The organism is uncultured Candidatus Pelagibacter sp. (assembly GCF_943788075.1).
Classification (GTDB): domain Bacteria; phylum Pseudomonadota; class Alphaproteobacteria; order Pelagibacterales; family Pelagibacteraceae; genus Pelagibacter.
Map to the genome: position 1 here is coordinate 89,715 of NZ_CALSOW010000004.1, position 25,079 is coordinate 114,793.

General features: G+C 29.4%; 27 protein-coding genes and 1 tRNA gene. 9 read left to right on the forward strand and 19 right to left on the reverse strand.

Annotated features, from left to right (window positions below; all coding sequences use genetic code 11):
* Positions 1–59 precede the first annotated feature (59 nt).
* Positions 60–1,049: a porphobilinogen synthase gene (gene hemB / locus Q0X98_RS05125; protein WP_297681917.1), complete on the forward strand. Its 990-nt coding sequence runs from the start codon at positions 60–62 to the stop codon at positions 1,047–1,049.
* Here hemB and recO read toward each other — a convergent pair whose 3' ends face one another.
* From recO to dapA, 10 genes are read right to left on the reverse strand one after another with little or no spacing between them, the layout of a single operon-like run.
* Positions 1,050–1,730 carry a DNA repair protein RecO gene (gene recO, locus Q0X98_RS05130; protein WP_297681918.1) on the reverse strand — a complete coding sequence of 227 codons (681 nt, stop codon included), beginning with the start codon at positions 1,728–1,730 and terminating at the stop codon, positions 1,050–1,052.
* Between the two features lie 7 nt (positions 1,731–1,737).
* Entirely contained in the window at positions 1,738–2,400 is a 663-nt protein-coding gene (gene rnc, locus Q0X98_RS05135; RefSeq protein ID WP_297681919.1) for a ribonuclease III, read from the reverse strand.
* Positions 2,400–3,137 (reverse strand): signal peptidase I, encoded by a 738-nt coding sequence (lepB, locus tag Q0X98_RS05140; RefSeq protein WP_297681920.1) that lies wholly within the window; start codon positions 3,135–3,137, stop codon positions 2,400–2,402. The genes rnc and lepB overlap by 1 nt, the downstream gene beginning before the upstream one ends.
* Positions 3,134–3,520, reverse strand: coding sequence for a holo-ACP synthase (gene acpS, locus Q0X98_RS05145; RefSeq protein ID WP_297681921.1), 387 nt, complete (start codon positions 3,518–3,520; stop codon positions 3,134–3,136). Before acpS ends, lepB begins: the two co-directional genes overlap by 4 nt.
* A 3-nt stretch (positions 3,521–3,523) precedes the next feature.
* Positions 3,524–4,243 carry a pyridoxine 5'-phosphate synthase gene (locus Q0X98_RS05150; protein WP_297681922.1) on the reverse strand — a complete coding sequence of 240 codons (720 nt, stop codon included), beginning with the start codon at positions 4,241–4,243 and terminating at the stop codon, positions 3,524–3,526.
* The gene (gene pyrE, locus Q0X98_RS05155) at positions 4,240–4,827 is read right to left on the reverse strand and encodes an orotate phosphoribosyltransferase (RefSeq protein WP_297681923.1); all 588 of its coding nucleotides are present in this window, start codon (positions 4,825–4,827) and stop codon (positions 4,240–4,242) included. Before pyrE ends, Q0X98_RS05150 begins: the two co-directional genes overlap by 4 nt.
* Complete coding sequence (locus Q0X98_RS05160) at positions 4,784–6,529, reverse strand: RelA/SpoT family protein (protein WP_297681924.1); 1,746 nt, start codon at positions 6,527–6,529, stop codon at positions 4,784–4,786. The genes pyrE and Q0X98_RS05160 overlap by 44 nt, the downstream gene beginning before the upstream one ends.
* Before the next feature lie 19 nt (positions 6,530–6,548).
* A complete protein-coding gene (gene folK / locus Q0X98_RS05165; RefSeq protein WP_297681925.1) occupies positions 6,549–7,061 on the reverse strand; it encodes a 2-amino-4-hydroxy-6-hydroxymethyldihydropteridine diphosphokinase in 513 nt (170 codons plus the stop codon).
* Positions 7,027–7,497, reverse strand: a complete 471-nt coding sequence (gene smpB / locus Q0X98_RS05170) for an SsrA-binding protein SmpB (protein WP_297681926.1) — start codon at positions 7,495–7,497, stop codon at positions 7,027–7,029. The genes folK and smpB overlap by 35 nt, the downstream gene beginning before the upstream one ends.
* Positions 7,497–8,378, reverse strand: a complete 882-nt coding sequence (gene dapA, locus Q0X98_RS05175) for a 4-hydroxy-tetrahydrodipicolinate synthase (protein WP_297681927.1) — start codon at positions 8,376–8,378, stop codon at positions 7,497–7,499. Before dapA ends, smpB begins: the two co-directional genes overlap by 1 nt.
* 43 nt (positions 8,379–8,421) lie before the next feature.
* On the opposite strand from dapA, the gene Q0X98_RS05180 reads away from it, so the two are divergent.
* On the forward strand, positions 8,422–10,650 hold the full coding sequence (locus Q0X98_RS05180) for a lytic transglycosylase domain-containing protein (protein WP_297681928.1): 2,229 nt from the start codon (positions 8,422–8,424) through the stop codon (positions 10,648–10,650).
* A gap of 2 nt (positions 10,651–10,652) precedes the next feature.
* Here the strand turns inward: Q0X98_RS05180 and Q0X98_RS05185 are convergent, their stop codons facing one another.
* Positions 10,653–11,069 carry a hypothetical protein gene (locus Q0X98_RS05185; protein ID WP_297681929.1) on the reverse strand — a complete coding sequence of 139 codons (417 nt, stop codon included), beginning with the start codon at positions 11,067–11,069 and terminating at the stop codon, positions 10,653–10,655.
* 59 nt (positions 11,070–11,128) lie between these two features.
* Positions 11,129–11,220, reverse strand: a tRNA-Ser gene (locus Q0X98_RS05190).
* A 66-nt stretch (positions 11,221–11,286) separates the two neighbouring features.
* Between Q0X98_RS05190 and Q0X98_RS05195 the strand changes: the two genes are divergently transcribed.
* Genes Q0X98_RS05195 through Q0X98_RS05220 form a run of 6 tightly spaced genes read left to right on the forward strand, consistent with a single transcriptional unit; the run spans position 11,287 to position 17,952 of the window.
* The gene (locus Q0X98_RS05195) at positions 11,287–12,540 is read left to right on the forward strand and encodes a sarcosine oxidase subunit beta family protein (protein WP_297681930.1); all 1,254 of its coding nucleotides are present in this window, start codon (positions 11,287–11,289) and stop codon (positions 12,538–12,540) included.
* On the forward strand, positions 12,540–12,815 hold the full coding sequence (locus Q0X98_RS05200; RefSeq protein WP_297681931.1) for a sarcosine oxidase subunit delta: 276 nt from the start codon (positions 12,540–12,542) through the stop codon (positions 12,813–12,815). Before Q0X98_RS05195 ends, Q0X98_RS05200 begins: the two co-directional genes overlap by 1 nt.
* Position 12,816: 1 nt before the next feature.
* The gene (locus Q0X98_RS05205) at positions 12,817–15,822 is read left to right on the forward strand and encodes a sarcosine oxidase subunit alpha family protein (RefSeq protein WP_297681932.1); all 3,006 of its coding nucleotides are present in this window, start codon (positions 12,817–12,819) and stop codon (positions 15,820–15,822) included.
* Entirely contained in the window at positions 15,815–16,378 is a 564-nt protein-coding gene (locus Q0X98_RS05210; RefSeq protein WP_297681933.1) for a sarcosine oxidase subunit gamma family protein, read from the forward strand. Before Q0X98_RS05205 ends, Q0X98_RS05210 begins: the two co-directional genes overlap by 8 nt.
* 34 nt (positions 16,379–16,412) lie before the next feature.
* A complete protein-coding gene (locus Q0X98_RS05215; protein WP_297681934.1) occupies positions 16,413–17,180 on the forward strand; it encodes a transporter substrate-binding domain-containing protein in 768 nt (255 codons plus the stop codon).
* Positions 17,181–17,220: 40 nt separating this feature from the next.
* Entirely contained in the window at positions 17,221–17,952 is a 732-nt protein-coding gene (locus Q0X98_RS05220; protein WP_271507799.1) for an amino acid ABC transporter permease, read from the forward strand.
* Positions 17,953–17,955: 3 nt separating this feature from the next.
* On the opposite strand, the gene Q0X98_RS05225 is transcribed toward Q0X98_RS05220, so the two are convergent.
* From Q0X98_RS05225 to gatC, 7 genes are read right to left on the reverse strand one after another with little or no spacing between them, the layout of a single operon-like run.
* Entirely contained in the window at positions 17,956–18,435 is a 480-nt protein-coding gene (locus Q0X98_RS05225; RefSeq protein WP_271507796.1) for a thermonuclease family protein, read from the reverse strand.
* On the reverse strand, positions 18,398–19,768 hold the full coding sequence (locus Q0X98_RS05230) for an MATE family efflux transporter (RefSeq protein WP_297681935.1): 1,371 nt from the start codon (positions 19,766–19,768) through the stop codon (positions 18,398–18,400). The genes Q0X98_RS05225 and Q0X98_RS05230 overlap by 38 nt, the downstream gene beginning before the upstream one ends.
* An 8-nt stretch (positions 19,769–19,776) precedes the next feature.
* On the reverse strand, positions 19,777–20,685 hold the full coding sequence (locus Q0X98_RS05235; protein WP_297681936.1) for a rhodanese-related sulfurtransferase: 909 nt from the start codon (positions 20,683–20,685) through the stop codon (positions 19,777–19,779).
* A complete protein-coding gene (locus Q0X98_RS05240; protein ID WP_297681937.1) occupies positions 20,685–21,335 on the reverse strand; it encodes a class I SAM-dependent methyltransferase in 651 nt (216 codons plus the stop codon). Before Q0X98_RS05240 ends, Q0X98_RS05235 begins: the two co-directional genes overlap by 1 nt.
* A gap of 3 nt (positions 21,336–21,338) precedes the next feature.
* Complete coding sequence (gatB, locus tag Q0X98_RS05245) at positions 21,339–22,814, reverse strand: Asp-tRNA(Asn)/Glu-tRNA(Gln) amidotransferase subunit GatB (RefSeq protein WP_297681938.1); 1,476 nt, start codon at positions 22,812–22,814, stop codon at positions 21,339–21,341.
* Positions 22,814–24,271: an Asp-tRNA(Asn)/Glu-tRNA(Gln) amidotransferase subunit GatA gene (gene gatA, locus Q0X98_RS05250; RefSeq protein ID WP_297681939.1), complete on the reverse strand. Its 1,458-nt coding sequence runs from the start codon at positions 24,269–24,271 to the stop codon at positions 22,814–22,816. Before gatA ends, gatB begins: the two co-directional genes overlap by 1 nt.
* A complete protein-coding gene (gene gatC / locus Q0X98_RS05255) occupies positions 24,271–24,558 on the reverse strand; it encodes an Asp-tRNA(Asn)/Glu-tRNA(Gln) amidotransferase subunit GatC (RefSeq protein ID WP_297681940.1) in 288 nt (95 codons plus the stop codon). Before gatC ends, gatA begins: the two co-directional genes overlap by 1 nt.
* Positions 24,559–24,608: 50 nt before the next feature.
* Between gatC and ruvX the strand changes: the two genes are divergently transcribed.
* Positions 24,609–25,064 carry a Holliday junction resolvase RuvX gene (gene ruvX / locus Q0X98_RS05260; protein ID WP_297681941.1) on the forward strand — a complete coding sequence of 152 codons (456 nt, stop codon included), beginning with the start codon at positions 24,609–24,611 and terminating at the stop codon, positions 25,062–25,064.
* Positions 25,065–25,079 lie beyond the last annotated feature (15 nt).

Consider the following 25,079-nt stretch of genomic DNA (forward strand, 5'->3'; position numbering starts at 1 on the left):
ACTTATTTTAATATATATTTGTATAATACATTTGTCGCATTAATAAAGTGATATAAAACATGATTACAGGAAATTATCCAAATTTAAGACTCCGAAGAAATAGAAAGCAATCGTGGTCAAGAAGATTGATTCAAGAAAGTGAACTAAGCCCAAATGACTTTATATTACCTATATTTCTAGTAGATGGTTCAAATAAAAGAGAGCCTGTATCAACAATGCCAGGAGTATATAGATACACAGTCAATAGAATATCTCAAGTTGTAGATAGAGCAATTAAAATTGGGATACCAATGGTAGCTCTTTTTCCTAAAACTAAAAATAGTCTTAAAAATGAAATAGGCTCAGAATCACTTAATAAAAATAACTTAGTCTGTAAAGCAATCATTGAAATTAAAAAAAGGTATAAAAACAAAATTGGTATTATGTGTGATGTAGCACTAGATCCCTATACATCGCATGGACACGATGGACTAGTTAGATCAAATCAGATTATAAATGATGAAACAATAGAAGTTTTAATTAACCAATCTTTGTTACAAGCTGAAATGGGATGTGATGTTTTAGCTCCTTCTGATATGATGGATGGAAGAATTGGAAAGATTAGAAAAGCATTAGATAAATCAGGTTATCAAAATGTTCAAATTTTATCTTATGCTGCTAAATATGCTTCAAGTTTCTATGGACCATTTAGAGACGCAGTAGGATCAAAAGGCTCTTTAAAAGGTGACAAAAAAACTTATCAAATGGATTTTAGAAACAGTGATGAAGCTTTGAGGGAAGTTGCACTAGATATTAAAGAAGGTGCAGATATGGTTATGGTTAAACCAGGCATGCCCTATTTAGATATTATAAAATCAATTAAAGAAAAATTTAGAATACCTGTTTTTGCTTATCAAGTTTCAGGTGAATACAGTTTGATTTCAAATGCAATACAAAAAAAATTAATAAATGAGGATGCTATATTTGAAAGTCTAGTGGCTTTTAAAAGAGCAGGTGCTAGTGCGATTGTTAGTTATTATGCAGATAGAATTGACAAAATCATTAAGTAATTACTTTAAAGAATTAATAAATAACAATCTACTATTTGGATAATTTAAGTTATTTGGTTTTAAAATTGTCTTATCGAGATAATCACCAACTAACTTTAGGCCAGTTAATAAAGTTTTCAAATCATCAACCTCTAATTCTTTTTCTATTAAAAAATTAGGAACATATTTTTTTTCAGTGGAAGAACTTGCATAATATACAGTTTTATTTTCAACTACACTTTTTTCAACAAAATTTTCTAATTCAAGGTCATAACCAAGAAGTTTAAGGAGATCCAATTCCCAAAAAATATATTTTTTTAACCAATTTTTTTCGTTTAAAATTAAAAAAAGATTTTCTATTAGATTATAAACTTTAATATTTACCTGGGACTCTGCAGTTAAAATCTTAATCAAATTTGTTGCTGAAGTGATACAGGATAATTTTTGCTTATGATCAAAATATAAAGGAGTATAAGCGTTTAAAATTTCTACTTTAAAATAACCAATTCTATTATCACTTTTCGAGTTGTAATTGACATGCAGTCTATTTCCTATTTGAAGATAATTTTTTATTTTTTTTGAAGTTCCACCAAAAATTATACCAGATATTTTGCCATGATTTTTTGTATATAATTCTACAATTAATGAATTTTCACTATATCTATTCTTGTTAATTAAAAATCCTTCGTCAATCCAATTCATAAAGTAATTACCTTATACTTTTTAAACATTCGATTGCAGCGCTTTGTTCAGCATCTTTTTTAGATTTACCCAGACCAAAATAAAATTTTGTATTAGGAAGTTTAACACCAACCTTAAATGATGGCTTGTGACGTGGCCCTGTATTAGAGATAAGTTTATAAGTAGGAAGTTTTTTGAATTTTTTTAAAGCTAATTCTTGTAATTTTGTTTTTGCATCAATTTGAGTAATAACGCTTTCTTTAATATGATTTTTCCAGAGATCCAAGATTACTTTTTCAGCTATTACCAAATTTCTATCAAGATAAATTGCTCCAATTAAAGCCTCACAACTATCAGAGACAATTTTATCCTCAATTCTTATTTTTTTATTATTGGGATTAAAAGTTAAAATATATTTTTCTAAATTAATTTTTTTTGCAATTTCTAAACAAGTTTTTTTATTTACCAGTGATGCAAATTTTTTATCAAGTATTCCCTCTTTTTCATCTGGATATATTTCTAGAAGTTTTTTAGCAATTACCAATCCTAAAACTCTGTCACCTAAAAACTCAATTTTTTCGTTGTTATTTTTTGTATCAAAACTTTTGTGAGTAAGAGATTTAATTAATAGATCTAAATTTTTAAAATTAACTTTTATTTTTTTTTGTAAATCCTGATAGTTAATTTTCATTAATTAATACGATCAAAAGTTCTATTAAATCTAATTGATTTGTGCCATTTCCAAAAAGCAAAAATATTTCCTATTTTTTTATCAGTTGAAAAGAAAATAAATTGAGCCTTACCAACAAGATTATCTTTATGAACATAACCAACACTTGATAAAAATCTACTATCTTTAGAACAATCTCTATTGTCTCCTAAAAAAAAATAATGATTATCAGGTACAGTAAAAACATCTGAGTTTTGATAAGTGTAGTCTTTTAAGTAAACAGTATGAAATTTTTTTCCATTAGGTAACTTTTCTTCAAACCTATAAACATCAATTAATCTACTTCCACAGTTTATTTTTGTTTTATTCTTAACTTTTGATTTCATTATCTCGCTATTATTTAGATATAAATTAGCATCAATAAACTGAACTCTATCTCCAGGAAGTCCTACTAATCTCTTGATATAATCAGTTCTATTATCTGCAGGTGTTTTAAAAACTATCACATCACCTCTTTCAGGATTGCTAAAAAAAATTCTTTTATTTAAAATTGGTGGGCTAAAAGGAAAAGAATGTTTGCTGTAACCATAGGAATACTTAGTTACAAATAACCTATCTCCCACAAGTAAAGTTGGTTCCATTGATGATGAGGGAATATAAAATGGCTGTATAAAAAGAGATCTTATAATGACAGCAATTATTAAAGCATAAAATAGAGTCTTTATATTCTCTGAAAAAAAATCTTTATCTAATTTCATATTGATTGAATTACTGTAAATGCAGTAGAGTATTCCTTTTCATCAGATATTGATAAAAAACAATTAAAGCTTTTAACTTTAAACTCTTTTTTTACTATTTTAGTTATTTTTTTTGTTTTTGAATAATAAGGTTTACCCAGTTTATCGTTTATTATTTCTATATCTTTAAAATTTAAGTTATGTCGAAAACCAGTGCCCAAAGCTTTAGCAAAAGCTTCTTTAGCAGCAAATCGTTTAGAAAAATATCCAATCTTGTCTTTTGATAAGATTGATTGCTTGAGTTCTTTTGAACTATAAATTCTTTGTTTAAACCTATGATTTTTAATTGATTTTTTTATTCTTTTATTTTCAATTATATCAACCCCAATGCCAAGAATTTTCATAATTTAATTTTTTATAATCTTTTTAAATTTTTTAATTACACTTGATAGACCAATAAATATTGACTCTCCAATTATAAAATGGCCAATATTGAATTCTTTTATCTCTTTAATTTTGCTTAATATTTTTGTTGTTTTGTAATCAAGTCCATGACCAGCATGCACTTCAATATTAAGTTTTTTTGCTAAGATGGAACATTTTTTAATTCTATCTAATTCATTATTGTATTTTTTTTTCAACTTTACTAAGTTTGATACTTTGCCAGTATGAATTTCTACACAATCGACATTTAGCTCTTTTGATAATTTGATATCATTTAAAGTTGGATTTATGAATAAGCTAGTTCTAATTTTTACCTTTTTAAATCTTTCAATTATTTTACTTAATTTTTTTTTATTTTTAATTAAGTTAAGACCACCCTCTGTAGTAACCTCTTTGCGATTTTCAGGTACAATACAAATATAATTAGGTTTAATTTTAAGAGCATTATTAATAATTTCATCATTCATTGAAATTTCAAGATTAACTAAAACTTTTTTTGTTTTACAAATTTTTTTAGCATCTAAATCATTAATATGTCTTCTATCTTCTCTAAGATGAATGGTTACCGAATCAGCTCCCATTTTAACAACTTGTAAAGCTGCATGATATGGATCGGGATGATTCTCACCCCTAGCATTTCTAACAGTTGCGATATGATCTATATTTACGCCAAGTCTTTTCACTTAATAAATCTACTTCCTGGTGTTGTGATAGGAATTGACTTAAGGCTTTGTGGTAATTGTTTTTCATTAAATGTTGGAACATCAATTTTAAGATGTGAAATAATTCCTGTTTTAATTTTGAGTGATTTTTTTGTAGATCTATCAATTATGGAAGCAAAACCTAAAAGTCTAGCATTAGCTTTTTTAATTAATTTGACACATTCTAAGCTTGATTTTCCTGTTGTTATTACATCTTCAATAATTAAGACTTTAGAACCTTTTTTAATATTAAATCCTCTTCTTAACTTAAATTTTCCATTAACACGTTCGCAAAATATTGTTTCTTTTTTTAAGAGTTTACCTATCTCGTATCCAATAACTACACCTCCCATAGCTGGTGCTAAGATCAAATCAATATTTTTATACTTCTTTTTAATTTTACCTGCTAACGATTTACAAATTTGATCAGCTAAAAATGGGAAACTTAGGAGTTTTGCACATTGAATGTATTTTGATGAGTGCAGACCAGAAGATAATACAAAATGTCCCTCTAAAAGTGCATCAGTCTTTTTTAAAATATTTAAGGATTTTTTGAGTGAAAGCATTTCTTTTATCTTCGTGTCTAATTATCTTAAATTTTATACCTTTTTGTTTAAGCTCTGCAATAAAATTTGTAAAGTTTTTAAGGTTCGTTATTATTAGTTTGAATTTAAAGTTAATATACTTTGTATTTTTACCAGCCATTTCAACATTTGAGATATTAAGTTTGTGACTACCAATTAATGAACTTATATCACCTAACTGTCCTGGTTGATCAGGTAATGAAATCCATAATGTGGTGTTATATTTCTTTGTTTTTTCTTCTTTTTGCTCTCCTTTGTCGTGCCAATATCTTCTAATAGCTGCTCTTGCTTTTCCTGTTTTTGTTGTTGGTATCCAGTGTAATGAAGGCGATTGATTTTTAGATGTAATTATATTCACCCTATCTCCATTTCTTAACAATTCTTGTAATTCAGATTTATTTCCATTAATTTCACATCCTATTGCTGTGTTACCTATCTTTGTATGCACTGCATAAGCAAAATCAATTGATGTTGCGTCTTTTGGTAATTTTATAACAGATCCTTTTGGAGTAAAACAAAATACATTTTCCTGGAACATTTGTAGTTTTGTATACTCGTATGAATGTTCTGGATTTTCATTTTTTTCAATAATTTCAACAAGATCTTTTAACCAATCATACTCTTTCCAGCTTAAAGAATTGAATTTTTCTGAGGATTTATATTTCCAATGAGAGGCAACTCCTCTTTCGGCAAATTCATGCATTTCATTTGTTCTAATTTGAATTTCTATTGGCTTTTGATTGGAGCCAATGACAGACGTATGTAAAGATTTATAGCCATTAATTTTTGGTGATGATATGTAATCCTTAAACTTACCTGGGATACAATTCCATTTTTTATGAAATATACCAAGTGTTTTATAACATTCATCTACTGATGAAAGTGTAATTCTAAATCCAATTATATCTGTGATTTGTTCAAGTGAAATTCTTTTTTTTTGAACTTTACGCCAAATTGAAAAAGGAGTTTTTTCACGGCCATGAATTTCTGCATTAATATTATTTTCATTTAAAATCTCACTTAATTCAAAAGAAAGGGACTCGAAAAGATCTTTTTTATCAGATTTAATTTCATCTAGTTTATTTTTTATTAATTCTCTTGCGTCATTATTTAAAATTTCAAAAGATAAATCTTCAAGCTCATCTCTAATTCTGTGCATACCCATTCTATCAGCTAATGGTGCATAAATTTCCATGGTTTCTTGTGCTATACGTTGTCTTTTTTCCTCTTTAGGAATTGCTTTAATCGTTCTCATATTATGAAGACGATCAGCTATTTTTACCAACAAAACCCGTATATCTTTTGACGTAGCTAATATTAATTTTCTAAAATTTTCTACTTTTGAATTGGAGCCAGCTGTATTTTCAAATACAGAAATTTTTGTGACACCATCAACTAACTCAGCAACCTCATCACCAAATTCACTCTTAATAGTTTCGTAAGTGGCAAATGTATCTTCTATTGTATCATGAAGTAAACCTGTGGTAATTGTTGCACTATCTAGTTTTAGTTCAGTTAATATATTAGCGACCTCTATTGGATGAACAGAATAAGGATCACCTGAAGCTCTTTTTTGATTTTGATGAGCTTTAACAGCAAAATTAAAAGCTTTGTCTAATCTTTCTGGATTTAAAAACTTATTATAGATTTTAACCTTGTTTATTAATTCACTAGAATTAAGCATTTTTTATTATAACATTAATTCAAAATTGTTTAATAGATCTAATATCTTCATTTGATAGGGAAAAAATTAACTTTTTTATATTAACTTTTTTAATTGGGTGAACCCACTCTTTTTCAATCTCAAATAAAGGAATTAAAACAAAATTTCTTTCATGCATTCTTGCATGTGGAAGATATAATTTATCTTTTATAACTAACCCATCAAAATCAATAATGTCTATATCGCAAACTCTTGGTGAATTTTTGGGAGATTTCTTTCTTCCTAATTTAGCCTCTATAATTTTGCATAAATTAATCATTTCATGAGGTTGGTGATTACAGGTAGCTTTCAAAACTATATTTATAAACTTTGGTTTTTTTGGATTTGGCCATGATGGAGTTTCGTAATAATTTGATACAGAAATAAAGTTTATATTATTATCCAATAAAAGTGATTTAGCTTTTTCAATATTAATAATTCTATTTCCTAAATTAGAGCCAATTCCTAAAAAAATATTTTTAGCTTGATTTTCTAATATATCTTGCTTTTTCACGGTTCCAGTCTCTATTTTTCTTAGTGGCTCTTTTATCAAATTGTTTTTTTCCTTTAGCTACAGCTAATTCAACTTTAGCTTTTCCTTTTTTAAAGTACATTTTAGTTGGAACAATAGTAAATCCATCTCTTTGCATTTTTCCAATCAATTTATTAATTTCTTTTTTATTAAGTAAAAGCTTTCTTTCATCTGTTGGATTATGATTTGAATAACTTGCCTGCTTATAAGCTGATATGTGAGAGTTAATTAAAATTAATTCACCATTTTTTTCAACGGCGTAAGAATCCGCAATGTTAATCTTGCCATCTCTGATAGATTTTATTTCAGATCCTTTAAGAACAATTCCTGCTTCCAAAAGATCTTCAAAAAAATAATTAAAGCTAGCTTTTCTATTTAAACAAATAATCTTTAAACCAGGATTGGTTTTTTTATTCATTAAATCAATTTTGCTGACTCTAAAGCTTTTTTAATAACAGGTTTGACTTTTTCAGATGTTTTAACTAAAGGCAATCTTACAGCATCATCACATAAATCCATCAACTTGGCAGCATACTTAACTGGACTCGGGTTACTTTCAATAAACATTGCGTTATGCACTGGTTGTAAAATTTTATCTAATTTTTCAGCCTCAGCAATATCAATTTCGTTATTTGAAACTGAAAGTTTTTGAAAATCAGAACAAAGTTTAGGTGCAATATTTGCTGTCACGCTAATAGTCCCGACACCTCCTCTTTTATTAAATTCAAAAGCATTATCATCATTACCAGTTAATTGGATGAATTCTTTTCCCATTTTAGATAGTTGTTGGTCAACTCTATCAAGATCACCTGTAGCATCTTTTACACCAACAATATTTTTTAATTCAAAAAGTCTTGCCATTGTATCAACAGACATGTCTATTACCGATCTACCTGGTATATTGTAAATTATAATTGGAATGCCGCATTTATCATTGATTGCTTTATAGTGCTGATATAAACCTTCTTGTGTTGGCTTGTTATAGTAGGGAGTAACAATTAAGGCTCCATTTGCACCAACTTTTTCAGCATGAGACGTTAAAGAGATTGCTTCTTCTGTTGAGTTTGAGCCAGTTCCTGCAATGACAGGTATTTTTCCACTACTTTCTTTAATACATAAATCAATAACTCTTTGATGTTCTTTATGACTAAGAGTTGGGGACTCGCCTGTAGTTCCAGCAGGTACTAACCCGCTAGTCCCATTATCCATATGAAAATGAATCAATTTTATATATGCTTCCTCATCAAGACCATTATTTTTAAATGGTGTAATTAAAGCAACATTTGATCCTTTGAACATAAATACTTATAACATAGTTTACAGATTCATATACTAAAACATTATGTCTAAAAAATTATTTTTTCTTACATTGTTAATGTCGTTCTCAGTAAATTTTAATTATGTTTTGGCCGAAACAGGTTTGATAATTCCTCTTAAAAAGCCATCTCTTTCTGATAATGAAATTAAAGACAGGATTTCTAAAAACATTTTAAAACCAATAAAGAAGCCGAAAAAAACTAAAAATATCAAAATTGTAGAAAAAAAAATTGTAGAAGTAAAAAAAATAAAAGTAGATAAAAAATTATCTTATAATATTCCTAAAAAAAAACCTTCCATAGCTGGTTTAACGAAAACAAGAAATGTTAAAATATCAAAATATTACAGTAAGAAAGATTTTAACATAGCAAGAAAAGCGATTTCAGAAATGCAAAAAAGTAGGTGGTCTTCGTCACTGAAAATTGCAAAAAAAGCTAAAGATAAATCAATATATAATTTTATTCAATGGCGACACTTATTAACTCCTGGAAATCGGGCTTCTTTTTATGATTACAAAGTTTTTATAGATCGTAATAGTCAATATCCACGAATTGACAGATTAAGGTATCTTGCTGAGCATAAATTGTCCACATCTCAAGTATCACCAAAAAAAATTATCAACTGGTTCAATTTAAAAGATCCATTAAGTGGTTATGGAAAAATGATACTTGGAGAAAGTTATGTTTTAACTGGTAATAAAGACAAGGGAACCAATCTAATTAAGGAAGGATGGATAACAGCAAAATTATCTAGAAACGAACTAAAATTTTTTAGAAAAAAATATAAAAAATATTTAAATGCTGAAGATTATATTAAAAGAGCTGACTATCTTGCCTGGAACGGCAAACATTGGGACCTTAAAAGACTAACAAGATATCTGCCTAAAGATTATGAGCTTTTATATACAGCAAGACAAATATTGATTAGTAAAGGATATGGTGTTGACCAAGCAATCAAAAATGTTCCTCAAAAATTTAAAAATGATGCAGGATTAAATTATGATCGATTAAAATGGAGAAGAAAAAAAGGTCGTATAGACTCATCTGCAGAAATTTTACTAAAAATTAAAAATGATAAAGATTATTTAGTTGAACCTGAAAAATGGTGGAAAGAACGTGAAATAATTTCAAGAGCGCTTATTTATAAAAAAAAATACGAAATTGCTTATAAGATTTCAAGTAATCATGGAATGAATCAGGGATCTGATTTTGCTGCTGCTGAATGGATGAGTGGATGGATTTCTTTAAGTTTTTTGAATGACCCATTAACTGCCAAAGATCATTTTAAAAATTTTTATGACAATGTGGGCTACCCCATTAGCACATCAAGAGGAGCTTATTGGCTAGGAAGAACTTATGAGAAATTAGGTAATAGAGCTCTATCTAATAAATGGTATCAAGAAGCATCAAAATATTTAACTACCTATTATGGTCAATTAGCTTTTTTAAAATTAAATCCTAATGGAAAGTTTGAACTTAAAAAAGACATGGAAGTTGACAATAAGTATCGTTATATATTTTTTAATAAAGAGCTAGTAAAAATTGTCTACCTTTTGGATGAATTAAAAAAAGACAAGTATACTAAATTCATTTTAAGACATCTTGCAAATGATAATATAGTAAAAGGTAGTGAAGTTTTGGCTGCTGAACTTGCAACAAATATTGAAAGATATGATTTTGCAATACAGGTGTCTAAGATAGCTTCTTACCAAAAAAGATTTCATAATAAATTTAATTATCCAATAATTAGTACGCCTAAAAATATTAATGGTAGAAAAATTCCTGAAAGTGCTTTTATCCTTTCTATTATCCGACAAGAAAGCGAATTTGATTTAAGCGCAAATAGTCATGCTGGAGCAAAAGGTCTAATGCAACTAATGCCTTACACTGCAAAACTAGTTTCAAAGCAAGCTAAACTACCTTATGTAAAATCAAGATTAACAACTGATCCAGAATATAATATTAATTTAGGATCTCACTACATTGCTGGTTTGATACTTCAATATGATGGTGCCTACCCTTTTGCTACTGCCGCTTATAATGCTGGCCCCAATAGAGTTAAGTATTGGAAAAAAATTAATAAAAATCCTCAAAAAAAACAAATTAATTATGTTGATTGGGTTGAGTTGATAAAATTTCGAGAAACTAGAAATTATGTTCAGCGGGTTTTAGAGAATTATAATGTCTATAGATATATATTGGAAAAAAAACCAATCCCTATGAAAGATTTTTTTAAAGATGATCCATTGTATTAATTTTATTTAATTACTTCCCAAGTTATTTTCATCTCTTTAACAACATTGTTATATTTGCTTATTATATCTTTCAGTTCTTCGTGTTTTATTTTCCCTATTTTAATTAGGCTTTCATAATTCTCATCTAATACCATATTAACATCTTTGACTTTAAAATTTACATCATGAATAATTCCCATTGGGGTATTGGCATTTCCTTTTTTTTCCCACTCTTTATTTAGCTCCTGATCATATAATGTAAGACCAAAGACAGTAATCGGCCTAACATGTGTCGGATCTGATATAAAATCGTCATGTCTTGGATGTGGAACTATAATATTAATTTTGGTACCATTAACACAAATTCTATATAATTCTTTTATAATATTATTGAAAGTATCAGGACTCTGACCTAAGTGCTCAAGAACATGTATCAGCAAAATTTCATTTACAGAGTTATCTTTAAAAGGATATGGAAATTTCTCTAAATTTATTTTAATGGCGGAAGAGGAGGGATTCGAACCCTCGGTACAAGTTTCCCCGCACGGTCATTTAGCAAACGACTGGTTTCAGCCTCTCACCCACTCTTCCACTGTGACATTGATATATCCGATTGTATTGAATATTCAATATTTATAAAGTAATTATTGGCTAATAATGAAAAACAAATACTCAATATTTTCACTGGTTAAAAATGCTTTTAGCTACCATGAAAACTGGCAAAGAGCTTGGAGAGATCCTGAGCCCAAAAAAGAATACGATGCTGTTATTATTGGTGGTGGTGGTCATGGTTTGGCTACAGCATATTATCTGGCTAAAAAACACAATATGAAAAATATTGCCGTTGTAGAAAAAGGTTGGATTGGTGGTGGAAACACAGGAAGAAACACTACAATTATAAGATCTAATTATTTATGGGATGCAAGTGCAGGCCTATATGATCATGCTTTAAAAATTTGGGAAAGTTTATCTCAAGAATTAAACTATAATGTTATGTTTAGTCAAAGAGGAGTTATGAATCTTGCTCATAATCTTCAAGATGTGAGAGATTTAAAAAGAAGAACTCATGCCAATAGATTAAATGGTATTGATGCAGTTTATCTTAGCACTGAAGAAGTTAAAAAATTTTGTCCAATTATTAATACTTCGCCTGATATTAGATACCCAGTGTTAGGTGGAACTTTACAAAAAAGAGCAGGTACAGCACGACATGATGCTGTTGCGTGGGGTTACGCTAGAGGTGCTGATGAAATGGGTGTAGATATAATTCAAAATTGTGAGGTAAAAGGAATAAAAAGAAATGGTGACAGTGTAGAAGGTATTGAAACTACAAAAGGTTTTATAAAAACTAAAAAAGTTGGTGTAGTAGCAGCTGGTCACTCAAGTGTTATTGCAAATATGGCTGGCTTAAGATTGCCTCTTGAAAGTAAACCATTGCAAGCTTTAGTTTCGGAACCAGTTAAACCAATTATTGATACTGTTGTGATGTCTAATGCAGTACATGCTTATGTTAGTCAATCTGATAAAGGGGAATTGGTAATAGGTGCAGGGACTGATGACTATGTTTCATATTCTCAAAAAGGTAGTCATCAAATTGTTGAGGGGACACTTAATGCAATTTTAGAACTTTACCCGATATTTAGCAGGATGAGAATGCTTAGACAATGGGGGGGAATAGTTGATATTTGTCCTGATGCTAGTCCAATATTAAGTAAAACATCTGTTAAAGGTCTTTATTTTAATTGTGGATGGGGAACTGGTGGATTTAAAGCAACACCAGGGTCAGGAGATTTGTTTGCTCACACTATTGCTAATGATGAGCCTCACAAATTGAATACTGCATTTAATTTGAATAGATTTGTAAGTGGTGACCTTGTTGATGAACATGGTGCTGCAGCGGTTGCTCATTAATGTTTATTATAAATTGTCCCTATTGTGGTGAACGTGACCATCAAGAATTTAAAGCTGGTGGTGAAGCGCATATAGAAAGACCCAAACAACCAACTGAATTAAGTGATGATGAATGGGCTGAGTATTTGTTCATGAGAAAAAATATTAAAGGTGTTCAGTTTGAAAGATGGAACCATGCACACGGATGTAGAAAATGGTTTAATATGGTAAGAGATACATCCAACGATCAGATTATATTAACTTATAAAATGGGTGAAAAGCCCCCTGCTCAATAATATGACCAACGATCTTAGAGTGAAATCTAGTGAATTTATTGATGAAACGGTGAGAATTTCATTTAAATTTAATAGAAAAACTTACTATGGATTTAAGGGTGATACACTTGGATCAGCCTTACTTGCAAACAATGTTCATTTAGTTGGAAGAAGTTTTAAATATCACAGACCAAGAGGAATAATGACAGCAGGTTCAGAGGAGCCTAATGCAATTGTTCAAATAAGCAATGGTACAGATAGAACAGAGCCCAATGTAAGAGCTACAGAAGTTGAAATTTATGAAGGTTTAGAAGCTTCTAGCCAAAACTGTTGGCCTAGCGTTGATTTTGATATTGGAGGAATAAATAATGCTATTTCAGCTTTTTTGCCTGCTGGATTTTATTATAAAACTTTTATGTGGCCAGCAAGTTTTTGGGAGAAATATGAATACTTTATAAGACACTCTGCTGGTTTGGGAAAATCACCAACAGAAAAAGATCCGGATGTATATGATCATAGATATGTTCATTGTGATGTACTGGTGGTTGGAGCGGGTATTTCAGGAATATTAGCCGCAAAAAATGCAGCTAAAAATAACTTAAAAACTTTACTTGTTGATGAAAAAAATGAATTAGGAGGATCAACAATTTATCAAAACAGAGAATTTAACAAAATTGAAAATCAAAGCTCATCGGATTGGCTTAAAAAAGAAATACAAGAATTAAGAAATATTGAAAATCTTGAAATTAAAACAAGAACTAGCATTGCTGCATTTCATGGATACAACTATTTATTAGCAAGAGAAAATTTAACAGATCATTTGGAGAAGAAAGATAAACAAGGAAAAATTAGACAAAGACTCTTAAAAATAAGAGCTAAAAAAGTTATTCTTGCAACAGGTGCTTTAGAAAGACCACTGATCTTTAATAATAATGATAGGCCTGGAATTATGCTTTCATCAGCTGTTAAAAAATATGCTGACTTTTATGGTGTAGTTTCTGGTAAAAAAAATATTTTCTTTACAAATAATGATAGCGCTTATGAAAGTGCTTTTTGTCTTCACAACAAAGGAATAAAGGTTGAGGCTATAATTGACATTAGAGAAAGTTCAAATTCTAAAATAGTTAAAGCTGTAGAAGAAGCTGGTATCAAAATTTATTGGTCTAGTACAATAGTTGATACAACAGGCTATAAAAGATTGAATAGTGTTTCAGTTATGAAATTATCTAACGATGGTTTGTCAGTAACTGGTAACAAGATGAATATTTCTTGTGACTGTTTAGGTGTTGCAGGTGGCTGGACTCCTGCTGTACATTTATTTACACAATCAGGTGGAAAATTAACTTTTGATGAAAATAATAAAGTATTTTTACCAGATAAATACCCTTCTGAACAATTGAGTGTTGGATCATGTAATGGTGATTTTGAGATAAAAGAAATTCTCAAAAATCTTTCTACTAATTTAAAAGATTTTTTAAAGATTGATAAAACAGATTTTGAAAATATCAATGTTGAAAGTGAAGAAGAAACCTCAAAAAGAAATATTTGGCTTTTACCATCAGATAAACCAATTGGAAAAACTAAACCATTTGTTGATTATCAAAATGATGCAACTGCAAAAGATATAAAACTAGCTCTAAGAGAAGGATTTAGATCAATAGAACATGTAAAAAGATACACAACAACTGGCATGGGAACTGATCAAGGTAAACTTGGAAATATGCATGCGCTTGGAATAATTGCTGATACTGCTGGAGTTAAAATGGGTGAACTTGGAACTACAACTTTTAGGCCCCCCTACACACCTTTAACATTTGGAACAATTGTTGGAAGAAATGTTGGAGAATATTTTGACGTATTCAGAAGAACACCAATGAATGATTGTCATATTAATCATAAAGCAGAATTTGAAAATGTTGGTCAATGGAAAAGGCCTTGGTATTACCCTATTAATGGTGAAACTATGCATCAAGCTGTTCAGAGAGAAAGTATTGCTGCAAGAGAAAGTGCGGGGATATTAGATGCCTCAACATTGGGTAAAATTGATATTCAAGGTAGTGATGCATCAGAATTCTTAAACAGAGTTTATACAAATGCATGGTCAAAACTTGGAATTGGTAAGTGTAGATATGGTCTAATGTTAAATGAGGATGGTATGGTTTATGACGATGGTGTTACTACAAGACTTGGGGGAAATCATTACCTGATGACAACAACAACTGGTGGTGCTGCTAACGTTTTAGGTAAACTTGAAGACTATCTTCAAACTGAATGGCCTGAATTAGATGTTTATTTAACTTCAGTAACTGATCATTATGCAACAGCTAGTATTTGTGGCCCAAATAGTAAGAAAATTTTAAATAAAATTATTCCAGATCTCGATTTATCAGAAGAAAATTTTCCTCATATGTCTTTTAAAGAAGCACAAATCGGTAATATTAAATGCAGAATAATGAGAATTAGTTTTACTGGTGAACATAGCTACGAAATTAATGTTCAAGCAAATTATGGTAAAGCTCTTTGGGAAAAATGTATGGAAGCAGGTAAAGAATTTAATATCACTCCATATGGAACTGAAACTATGCATCTACTTCGTGCTGAAAAAGGGTTTATAATTGTTGGCCAAGATACAGATGGCACTATGACCCCTATTGATCTTCAGATGGATTGGGTTGTAAGTAAAAAGAAATATGATTTTATTGGTAAAAGATCACTTTATAGATCAGACACTATGAAAGAAGATCGTAAACAATTAGTTGGGCTTGTAACAGATGATCCAAATATAGTTTTAGAGGAAGGATCTCAAATCGTTTCAGAGCTTAATCAGTCTCCTGTCAATATGCTTGGGCACGTTACATCAAGTTATTACAGTCCTAATTTAAAAAAATCTATTGCTCTAGCCGTTGTTAGGGGTGGAAAGAATATGATGGGAAAAAAATTATTCATTCCAATGGAAAATAAAACGATCAATGTAACTATAACAAATTCAGTTTTTTTTGATGAAGAAAATAAGAGGTTAAATGCTTAATTATAATTCTCCTATTAATAAAGAAATCAAATATAATGATATTTCTATTAAAGAATTTTCACCTATAATGAAACTTAATCTAAGAGGCAAAAAAAGAGAATTCTTTACTACAGTTGGTAAACATTTAGATATGATTTTACCTACAGAAGCAAATACCTCATCATCTAGCTCTAAACTTACATCTATTTGGCTAAGCCCAGATGAGTGGATGGTAATATCTAACGAGATAGCTAAAAAAGATACAAATAAATATGATGTTGAGGAAAGTTTATATAATGATATTTCAAAAAATAATTTAGGCGCTGTAATTGATGTAACAGATCACTTTGTAATGCTAGAATTAGAAGGAAAAAATATATATGAATTATTTGCATCTGGCAGTCCATTTAACTTTAATGAATTTAAAGAAAAAAAAGGATCTACAACACAGACATTACTAAACAACATTGATGTTATAATTCAGAATAAAAGAAAAAATTTAGTTAATTTATTTGTTAGACGTTCATTTTCAGAGCATTTGTACTCTTGGATCAATGATAGTGCGTCAAGGTTATAAGGTTATTTTTAATTATTTGTGGGTAAAAGAGGGTATGAAAAAACTTATCTTACTTGCACTTATGGTGCTTTTACCCCTTTCAGTTAACGCAGAATCTAAACTAGATCAAATATTAGCATCTGGTGAATTAAAAGTTGGAACTACAGGTGACTGGGATCCAATGACAATGAAAGACCCAGCAACCAATAAATACAAGGGTTTTGACATTGATGTGATGAATGAATTAGCCAAAGACATGGGAGTAAAAATTACTTTTGTTCCAACTGAATGGAAAACTATAGTTTCAGGAATTACTTCAGGTAGATATGACATTTCAACCAGTGTTACTAAAACTCCTAAAAGAGCAGAAGTTGCTGGTTTCACTTCTACATATTACAAATATGGAACAGTACCGCTAGTTCTTAAAAAAAATTTAAAAAAGTTTTCAACTTGGGATTCTTTAAATAAAAATGGTGTTAAAATAGCTACTACTCTTGGAACTTCTCAAGAGCAAAAAGCAAAAGAATTTTTTCCAAATTCTATTTTAAAATCAGTTGAAGCTCCAGCTAGAGACTTTCAAGAAGTTTTGGCAGGTAGAGCCGATGGAAATATTACAAGTTCAACAGAGGCTAATAAACTTGTTATTAAATACCCACAATTAGCAATAGTTCAGGATGGTGAAAAAAATCCTGCTTTTCTTGCAATGATGGTTCCAAAAAAAGATAGCGTTTGGAATGAATATGTGAGTAAATGGATTGAAAAGAAAAAAAGTTCTGGTTTCTTTGAGCAACTGTTAGCTAAATATAGTCTTAAAAGTTTATAATCAATTAGATATTAGTAATTAATTATCTATAATTTTAAGAGTGAAAAATATATTTTTTTTACTCTTAATATTACCTCTCTCTTCTTGTACAGATCAAGAATTGGGATGGTTTGTTATTTCACCTAATAATGTTGAAGGATTAACAAATTTAAAATTCTTATTAAGTGGATTAACTACAACAATTTTTATCTCTGTAGTGTCTATTGTTATATCTATGATATTGGGTTTTGTTGTTGCTATTCCCTCATTAGCAAAAAACAAATTTTTAACTTACATAAATATTGGTTATGTTGAAATTGTAAGAGCTGTACCATTATTAGTTTTAATTTTATGGATCTACTATGGTTTACCAATAATGACAGGTATTAGCTTTAGTCCATTTGTTTCCGGGATAATTGCTCTAGCTATAAGTGAAAGTGCTTTTCAAGCAGAAATTTTTAGAGCAGGAATTAACTCAATTAAAAAAGCACAGTGGGAAGCTGGAAGCTCATTAGGTTTAAATTTTTTTAAAAGATTAAGGTTAGTAATACTTCCTCAGGCAATAAAAAATATCTTGCCGGCTATTGGAAATCAATTTGTTTATGTACTTAAAATGTCATCACTAGTATCAATAATTGGTATCGGTGATTTAACCAGAAAAGCTAATGAATTAGTTGTTACAACTTATAGACCTTTAGAAATTTATACTTTTTTAATATTGGAGTATTTGGTGTTGATATTAATTGTTTCTTTCTTTGTAAGAAAATTAGAGAAAAATTTAAAAACAGATTAAATACTAATTTTTTTTACGCCAATCCCATGGGTAATCAAATTCCATTGACCACATACCAAGTTTATTAAATTTGGCATAATCTTCATCGGGTATGAATTTTTTGGAATATCTTCTATAAGCAAATGCATAACCACTTCTAACTAAATAACTTGATAAACTCTCGTTATTTACAAAACACTCAGCTAATGTTCTTTTGTATTGGTCTTTACCTTCATTAACGCAGGTAACATTATTATCAGCAATTTTATCTATAAGAATTTGCTTGGCTGTCATTCCACATGGTTTTTTAACTTCTTGTTTTATACAGATTTGTTTTAATTCTGGAGTATCTATGCCACTAAACCTTATTTTCTCTCCGTTTACTTTGATGGTATCTCCGTCTGTTATTTTAATATCTTGAGACTTAATATCTGTATAAGTAAAAAAAAATACTAATATGGAAATACTAATAACTAAAATGGCTTTTCTTTTGCTTAAATACATTATTTAAAAAATACCCAATGAAAATTATTAGAGCAATACCCATTACCCAGTTAGTAGCCATTATTGTGTAAAATATATCGTTATAATCACCTCCCCTTATATTAATTACATACCACAAAGATAAAAATGGAAATGCAGTTAACCTAAGTATGCTTAAATATAGGCTATAAATTGGTTTTTTAAGAGCTTGGAATACTGCTGTAGTGATAAAAAATACTGGGTAAATAGGACCAATTAAAGCTGCAACTTTAAGATAAAGCGCCCCATGTTTAATTGCTTCTATATTATCAGTAAATTGAGATACAAAAAATTCTGCACCAAAAAATAATATTATTCCTGCTCCAATCATAAATGAAGAGCCAAATAAAAGAGCCTTTGTATATAATTCTCTTATACGATTAAATTTCTTTGCACCAAAGTTTTGCCCACCAATTGAAAGCACTGCTGTATTTAAACCAATAACAGGTAATAAAAAAACTTGCTCAACCCTTAAAGCAGAACCATAGCCAGCAGTAGCCATTTCTCCAAATTGTCCAATAAAGTATAAAATATTAAATATACCCACTCCTATAAAAAGCATACTAAACATTATAGGAAGTGCTTGAGAAAATAATTCTCTCAACATATCTAATTTAGGAATAAAACACTGTATGTGTAAATATTTTCTTAATTTACATGAGTTAATTTTATAAGCTAAATAAAATGTTCCAATAGATTGAGAAATTACTGTTGCAATAGCAAGTCCACCTATTCCAAAAGCAGGAATAAACCCATAACCCCAAATAAATAATGGATTTAAAAATATATTTAAGAAAAAACTAAATATTAATACATTTCTATAACTCTTAGTATCACCTTGAGCATTAAGAGCACCATTTAAAGAAATTTGTATCATTACGATGAAAGTACCGTAGAAAATTATATCTAAATATTCTCTTGTTAAAGTAATACTAGAAGCGTCAGAGCCCATTACACCTAAGAGAAAATTAGAAACATTTAATCCAAATAATGTGACTATAACAGATGTTACTATTGCAAAAATAACTGATTGAGCAATAAATAGTGATGCCTTATTAAATTTCTTTTCCCCTAATAAATTACCTATACATGCATTTGTTGCTGCGCCAATTCCTACACCAACGGCTATGATTACAAAATATATTGGAAATGATTTAGCTATTGCTCCAATAGCTTCTGCTGAAATTCTCCCAGCAAACCAAGTATCAACTAAATTATAAAAAGTTTGAAATAATGAACCTACACTAGCAGGTATAGTTACTTTTCTCAGTAGGTCCCAAATAGGATCCTTTGTTAAATTTATTTGTTTAGACAATATATTTTCTATTTAAATTCTTTCTGGAATATATGCTTTGATCCGCTCTTTTTAGCAAGATTTATTTGTTTCTGTCTCATTCTAAATCTTGCTTTTTGAGTGTCAGTTAAATTATCGTGACAATTTGGGCAAGAAACACCCTCTTCATATTTTTTAGATTTTTTATCTTTTGGTGAAATTGGCTTTCTACAACCACTGCACATAAAATAACTTCCAACTTTTAACCCATGTTTAAGACTTATCCTATTATCAAAAACAAAACATTCCCCTTTCCACAAACTATCTTTTTCCTTAGTTTTTTTTAGATAATTTAAAATACCACCATTCAATTGGTAGATATTTTTAAATCCTTTCTTCTTCAAATAAACAGAAGTTTTTTCACATCTAATTCCTCCGGTACAAAACATAGCGACAGGTTTGTCTTTTTTAAGTTTGTTTAGGTATTTAGGAAAATCTCTAAAATTATCAACATCAGGGTTAACTGATTTTTTGAACGTCCCAACATCAAATTCAAAAGGTTTTCTTGTATCTATTATATGAGTATCTTTTTTTTTGATTAATTTATTCCATTGATTTGGGTCTAAATGTGTATCTAAATTTCTTTCTTTAGAATTTAAAGTTAAGCTCATAGGAACTACTTCTTTTTTAATTTTTATTTTTGGCTTGTGGAATGGTTGAAAAATAGATTTAGATTTATTGCTATTATCAAATTCTTTGAAAGAAAAAATTTTTTTTAATTTATTAATAGTACTTTGTATATCTTTACTGTCACCAGATATTGTTCCATTTAAACCTTCATTAGCAATAATAATAGTTCCTCTAACTTTTTTTTTAATTAAAAAATCTTGAAGTAAAACTTTATTTTTTTTTAAAGATCTAATATTTATAAATTTATAAAATCCTAAAACTTCAAACATTATAAAACTCTACAAACAGTCATCCCATCACCTAATGGTACTATAATTTGCTCCACTCTTTTATCGTTGGAAACATGTGAATTAAATTCTCTTATATTGACGGTATATTTATCTAGATTATTTTTATCTGCTACCTCACCGTGCCATAAAACATTATCAATAATTATCAATCCACCTTTATCTACTAGCTTTAAAGATCTTTCATAATATTCTTTATAATTCATTTTATCTGCATCAATAAAAACCATATCAAATTTATTTTTTTTTAATTCGTCTAAACTTTCAAGAGCAGGTTTTATTTTTGTTTCAATCTTGTGATTTTGATTTGCTTTTTTAAAGAAATTTACAGCAACTTTATTAGTTTCATCATTTTTATCGAGTGCTATAAGTTTACCATCATTAGGTAAAGCTAATGAAATTGAAAGTGCACTAAGACCAGTAAAGGTTCCAATTTCAAGCACATTTTTAATATTTGATATTTTTATAATCAAATGAAGAAAATAACATTGAGAAGGATCAACTTGCATCCTTTTGATGTCACCTAATGTGTTATTATAATCAATTATTTCTTGTTGAACTGGATTTAATGTTAAGCCAAAATCATTGATATAATTTTGTAATTTTTCTGTTATTTCTAGGTTTGCACCCATCTATTAAAGTTTCTTCTTCAATATCTCATTGATCAATTGAGGATTAGCCTTGCCACCTGACACTTTCATTGCTTGACCCACAAAAAAACCAAATAATTTTTCTTTACCATTCTTATATTCAATAGCTTTTTCACGATTATCATCAATTATCTTGTCAATTAAAGCTTCCAAGGCCTTAGGGTCACTTTCTTGTTTTAAACCTTTTTCTTCAACAATAACTTGAGGATCTTTGTCTCCATCCATCATTAATTCAAATATTGTTTTGGCTATTTTTCCAGAAATTGTTCCATTTTTAATCAGATTAATTAACTTAGCTAAATTTTTTGCACTTATTGGACTTTCAGATATTTCTAAATTCTTATTATTTAAGACAGCAAATAATTCACCTGTAATCCAATTAACTGCTAATTTCATATCACGGTTCTTACCCATTTTTGCTACAACTTCTTCAAAATATTTTGCTGTTTCAATATCTGATACCAAAATTGTAGCCTCATAAGCAGATATTTTAAACTCATCTATAAATCTTTTTTTTTTATCGTCTGGTAATTCAGGAATATCAGATTTTAATTGTTCAATAAATTCGTCAGTGACTTCTAATGGTAGTAAATCTGGATCTGGAAAATATCTGTAATCATGAGCATCTTCTTTGGATCTCATAGATCTTGTTTCATTTTTTTTTGTATCAAACAATCTTGTTTCTTGGTCAATTGATTTACCCTCTTCTATTAAATCAACTTGTCGATTAGCCTCATAATCAATTGCCATTTGCATAAATTTTATAGAGTTAACATTTTTAATTTCACAACGTGTACCTAGTTCTTTGGAGTCTTTTAATCTTACTGAAACGTTTACATCAGCTCTCAATGAACCTTCTTGCATATTACCATCACAAGTACCCAAATATCTCATTATAGATCTTAGTTTTTTAATATAAGCACTTACCTCATCAGGTGTTCTTAAATCAGGTTTGCTTACTATTTCCATTAAAGCTACACCTGATCTATTTAAATCAACTAATGTATTTTGTGGATCCATATCATGAATACTTTTTCCAGCATCTTGTTCTAAATGAAGTCTTTCAATACCAACTTCTTTCTGACCGTTAGGCATATCAAGAATAACTATTCCCTCACCTACTATTGGGTATTTAAATTGTGAAATTTGATAACCTTGAGGTAAATCTGCATAAAAATAGTTTTTTCTATCAAATACTGATCTTTTATTAATTTCTGCTTTTAACCCTATTCCAGTCTTAATCGCTTGCTTTACACAAAATTCATTGATTACAGGTAACATACCTGGAAAAGCTGCATCAACTAAACTTACTTGCGTATTAGGTTCTGCTCCAAATTTTGTAGAAGAAGATGAAAATAATTTTGAATTAGAGGTTACTTGAGCATGTACTTCTAAACCAATAACAACCTCATAAACATTATTATGTCTTTCGATTAAAAATTCAGATTTATCTTTAGCCATTATTTAATCCACCAGTCAGTAATTTTATTTTTAAAATTTATTTTATCCTCCATTGCATAAGCAACATTCAATATTTCCTGCTCCTTAAAAGCTTTACCTATAATTTGTAATCCAAGAGGATATCCAGATGCATCATGACCAGCTGGAATTGATATTGCTGGTAAACCTGCTAGATTTACAGGTACCGTAAATATATCATTTAAATACATAGAAACTGGATCATCTTTTTTCTCACCAATTTTAAAAGCTGAGCTAGGAGTGGATGGTGTTAATATTGCATCAACTTTTTTATAAGCTTCATCGAAATCATTTTTGATTAATTTTCTAACTTTTTGAGCTTTCAAATAATAAGCATCATAATATCCTGAGGATAAAACATATGTGCCTATCATTATCCGTCTTTGAACTTCTGCACCAAATCCCTCAGATCTAGTCTTTTCATACATATCAATTAAATTTTCACCCTTTGCTCTAAAACCATATTTTACACCATCGTATCTTGCTAAATTTGATGAAGCTTCAGCCGGCGCAACTATATAATAAGTAGGTAGAGCGTAACTAGTGTTCGGTAAAGAAATGTCTATTATTTCAGCACCACATTCTTTTGCGTACTGTATTCCTTTTTGCCATAAATCTTCTATTTCTTTAGGCATCCCCTCTACTCTATATTCTTTAGGTATACCAATTTTTTTACCTTTAATATTTTTAGTTAATTCTTTGCTGTAATCATTTCTTTTAAAATCAATCGAAGTAGAATCTTTTTTATCATAAGTGCTAATGACTTCTTGAAGTAGTGCACAATCTTCAACATTTTGAGCCATTGGTCCTGCTTGATCTAATGAAGATGCAAAAGCAACAATTCCATATCTTGAACAGCTACCATAAGTAGGTTTTAAACCTACTGTACCGGTAAATGACGCTGGTTGTCTAATAGAACCACCTGTATCTGTACCAATTGTGATTGGTGTAAGTTGACCAGAAACTGCTGCTGCAGATCCACCAGATGAACCCCCAGGTACTAATCCATTATCTATAGGGTTTTGCACATTACCATAAAAACTTGTTTCATTTGAAGATCCCATGGCAAACTCATCACAGTTTAACTTTCCAAGCAGTATAGCACCTTCGTTCCAAATATTTTGCGTAACAGTAGACTCATAAGTGGGAATAAAGTTTTCTAAAATCTTGCTTCCTGCAGTAGTTCTAATATTTTCAGTACAAAAGAGATCTTTAACGGCCATAGGTATTCCAGGTAGTTTTAAATCTAAATTTGGATTTTGATCAAATTTTTTAGCTTTATTGATTGCATTAGAAAAATCTTCTGTAATGTAAGCATTTAATTCTTTTGATTTTTCTGAACGATCTACGAATGCTTGGGTTACTTCCTCAGAAGATAGTTTTTTATTTTTAATATTCTTAACTAATGAAGTTAATGACTGAGTTGTTATATCTGACATTATTCCACAACCTTTGGTACAACAAAAAAATCTTCATTATCTTCAGGCGAATTTTTTATAATTTGCTCTCTTATATTCTCACTTTTGACTTCATCAGATCTAAATTTCAATGTAGTTTCAGCAACTGATGTTAATGGTTCAACTTTATCTGTATTTAATTCATTTAATTTTTCAATAAATTCAAAAATTGAGTTTAAATCACCAGCGAGTTTTTCAGCTTTTTGTTCATCAACTGAAATTCTTGATAATTTAGAGATATGCTTTATGGTTTTAAGATCAATGCTCATATGGTATTTAAATATGTCGCAAACTATCACTTAAGTTAAAAATATACAATATGATCACTATTGAAGATTTAAAAAAAAAGCAGTCAGAAACCAGCCGATTGATTGGATTAGATCTAGGTTCAAAAAGAATTGGTGTGTCCATATGTGATGAAAAGCAATCTATAGCAACACCATTTAAAACCATTAATAAGACTAATACTAATGAATTAATTGAAGAGTTAAAAAAACTGATTAACGAATATGATATTAAAGGTATTATAATTGGCAATCCAATCAACATGGATGGATCATTGGGTAGATCGGCTCAATCAGTCAATGATGTTTCAAATAATATAGATAAAGCTATTGATGTAGACGTGTGTCTTTGGGATGAAAGACTTTCAACGGTTGGGGCCTTTAATCTATCTAGTCAACTAGATGTAAATGTAAGTAAAAGAGAAAAAAATATAGATCAAAATGCTGCAGCCTTTATACTTCAGGGCGCTATAGATTTTTTAAAGAATTAATACTTGCCATAACAC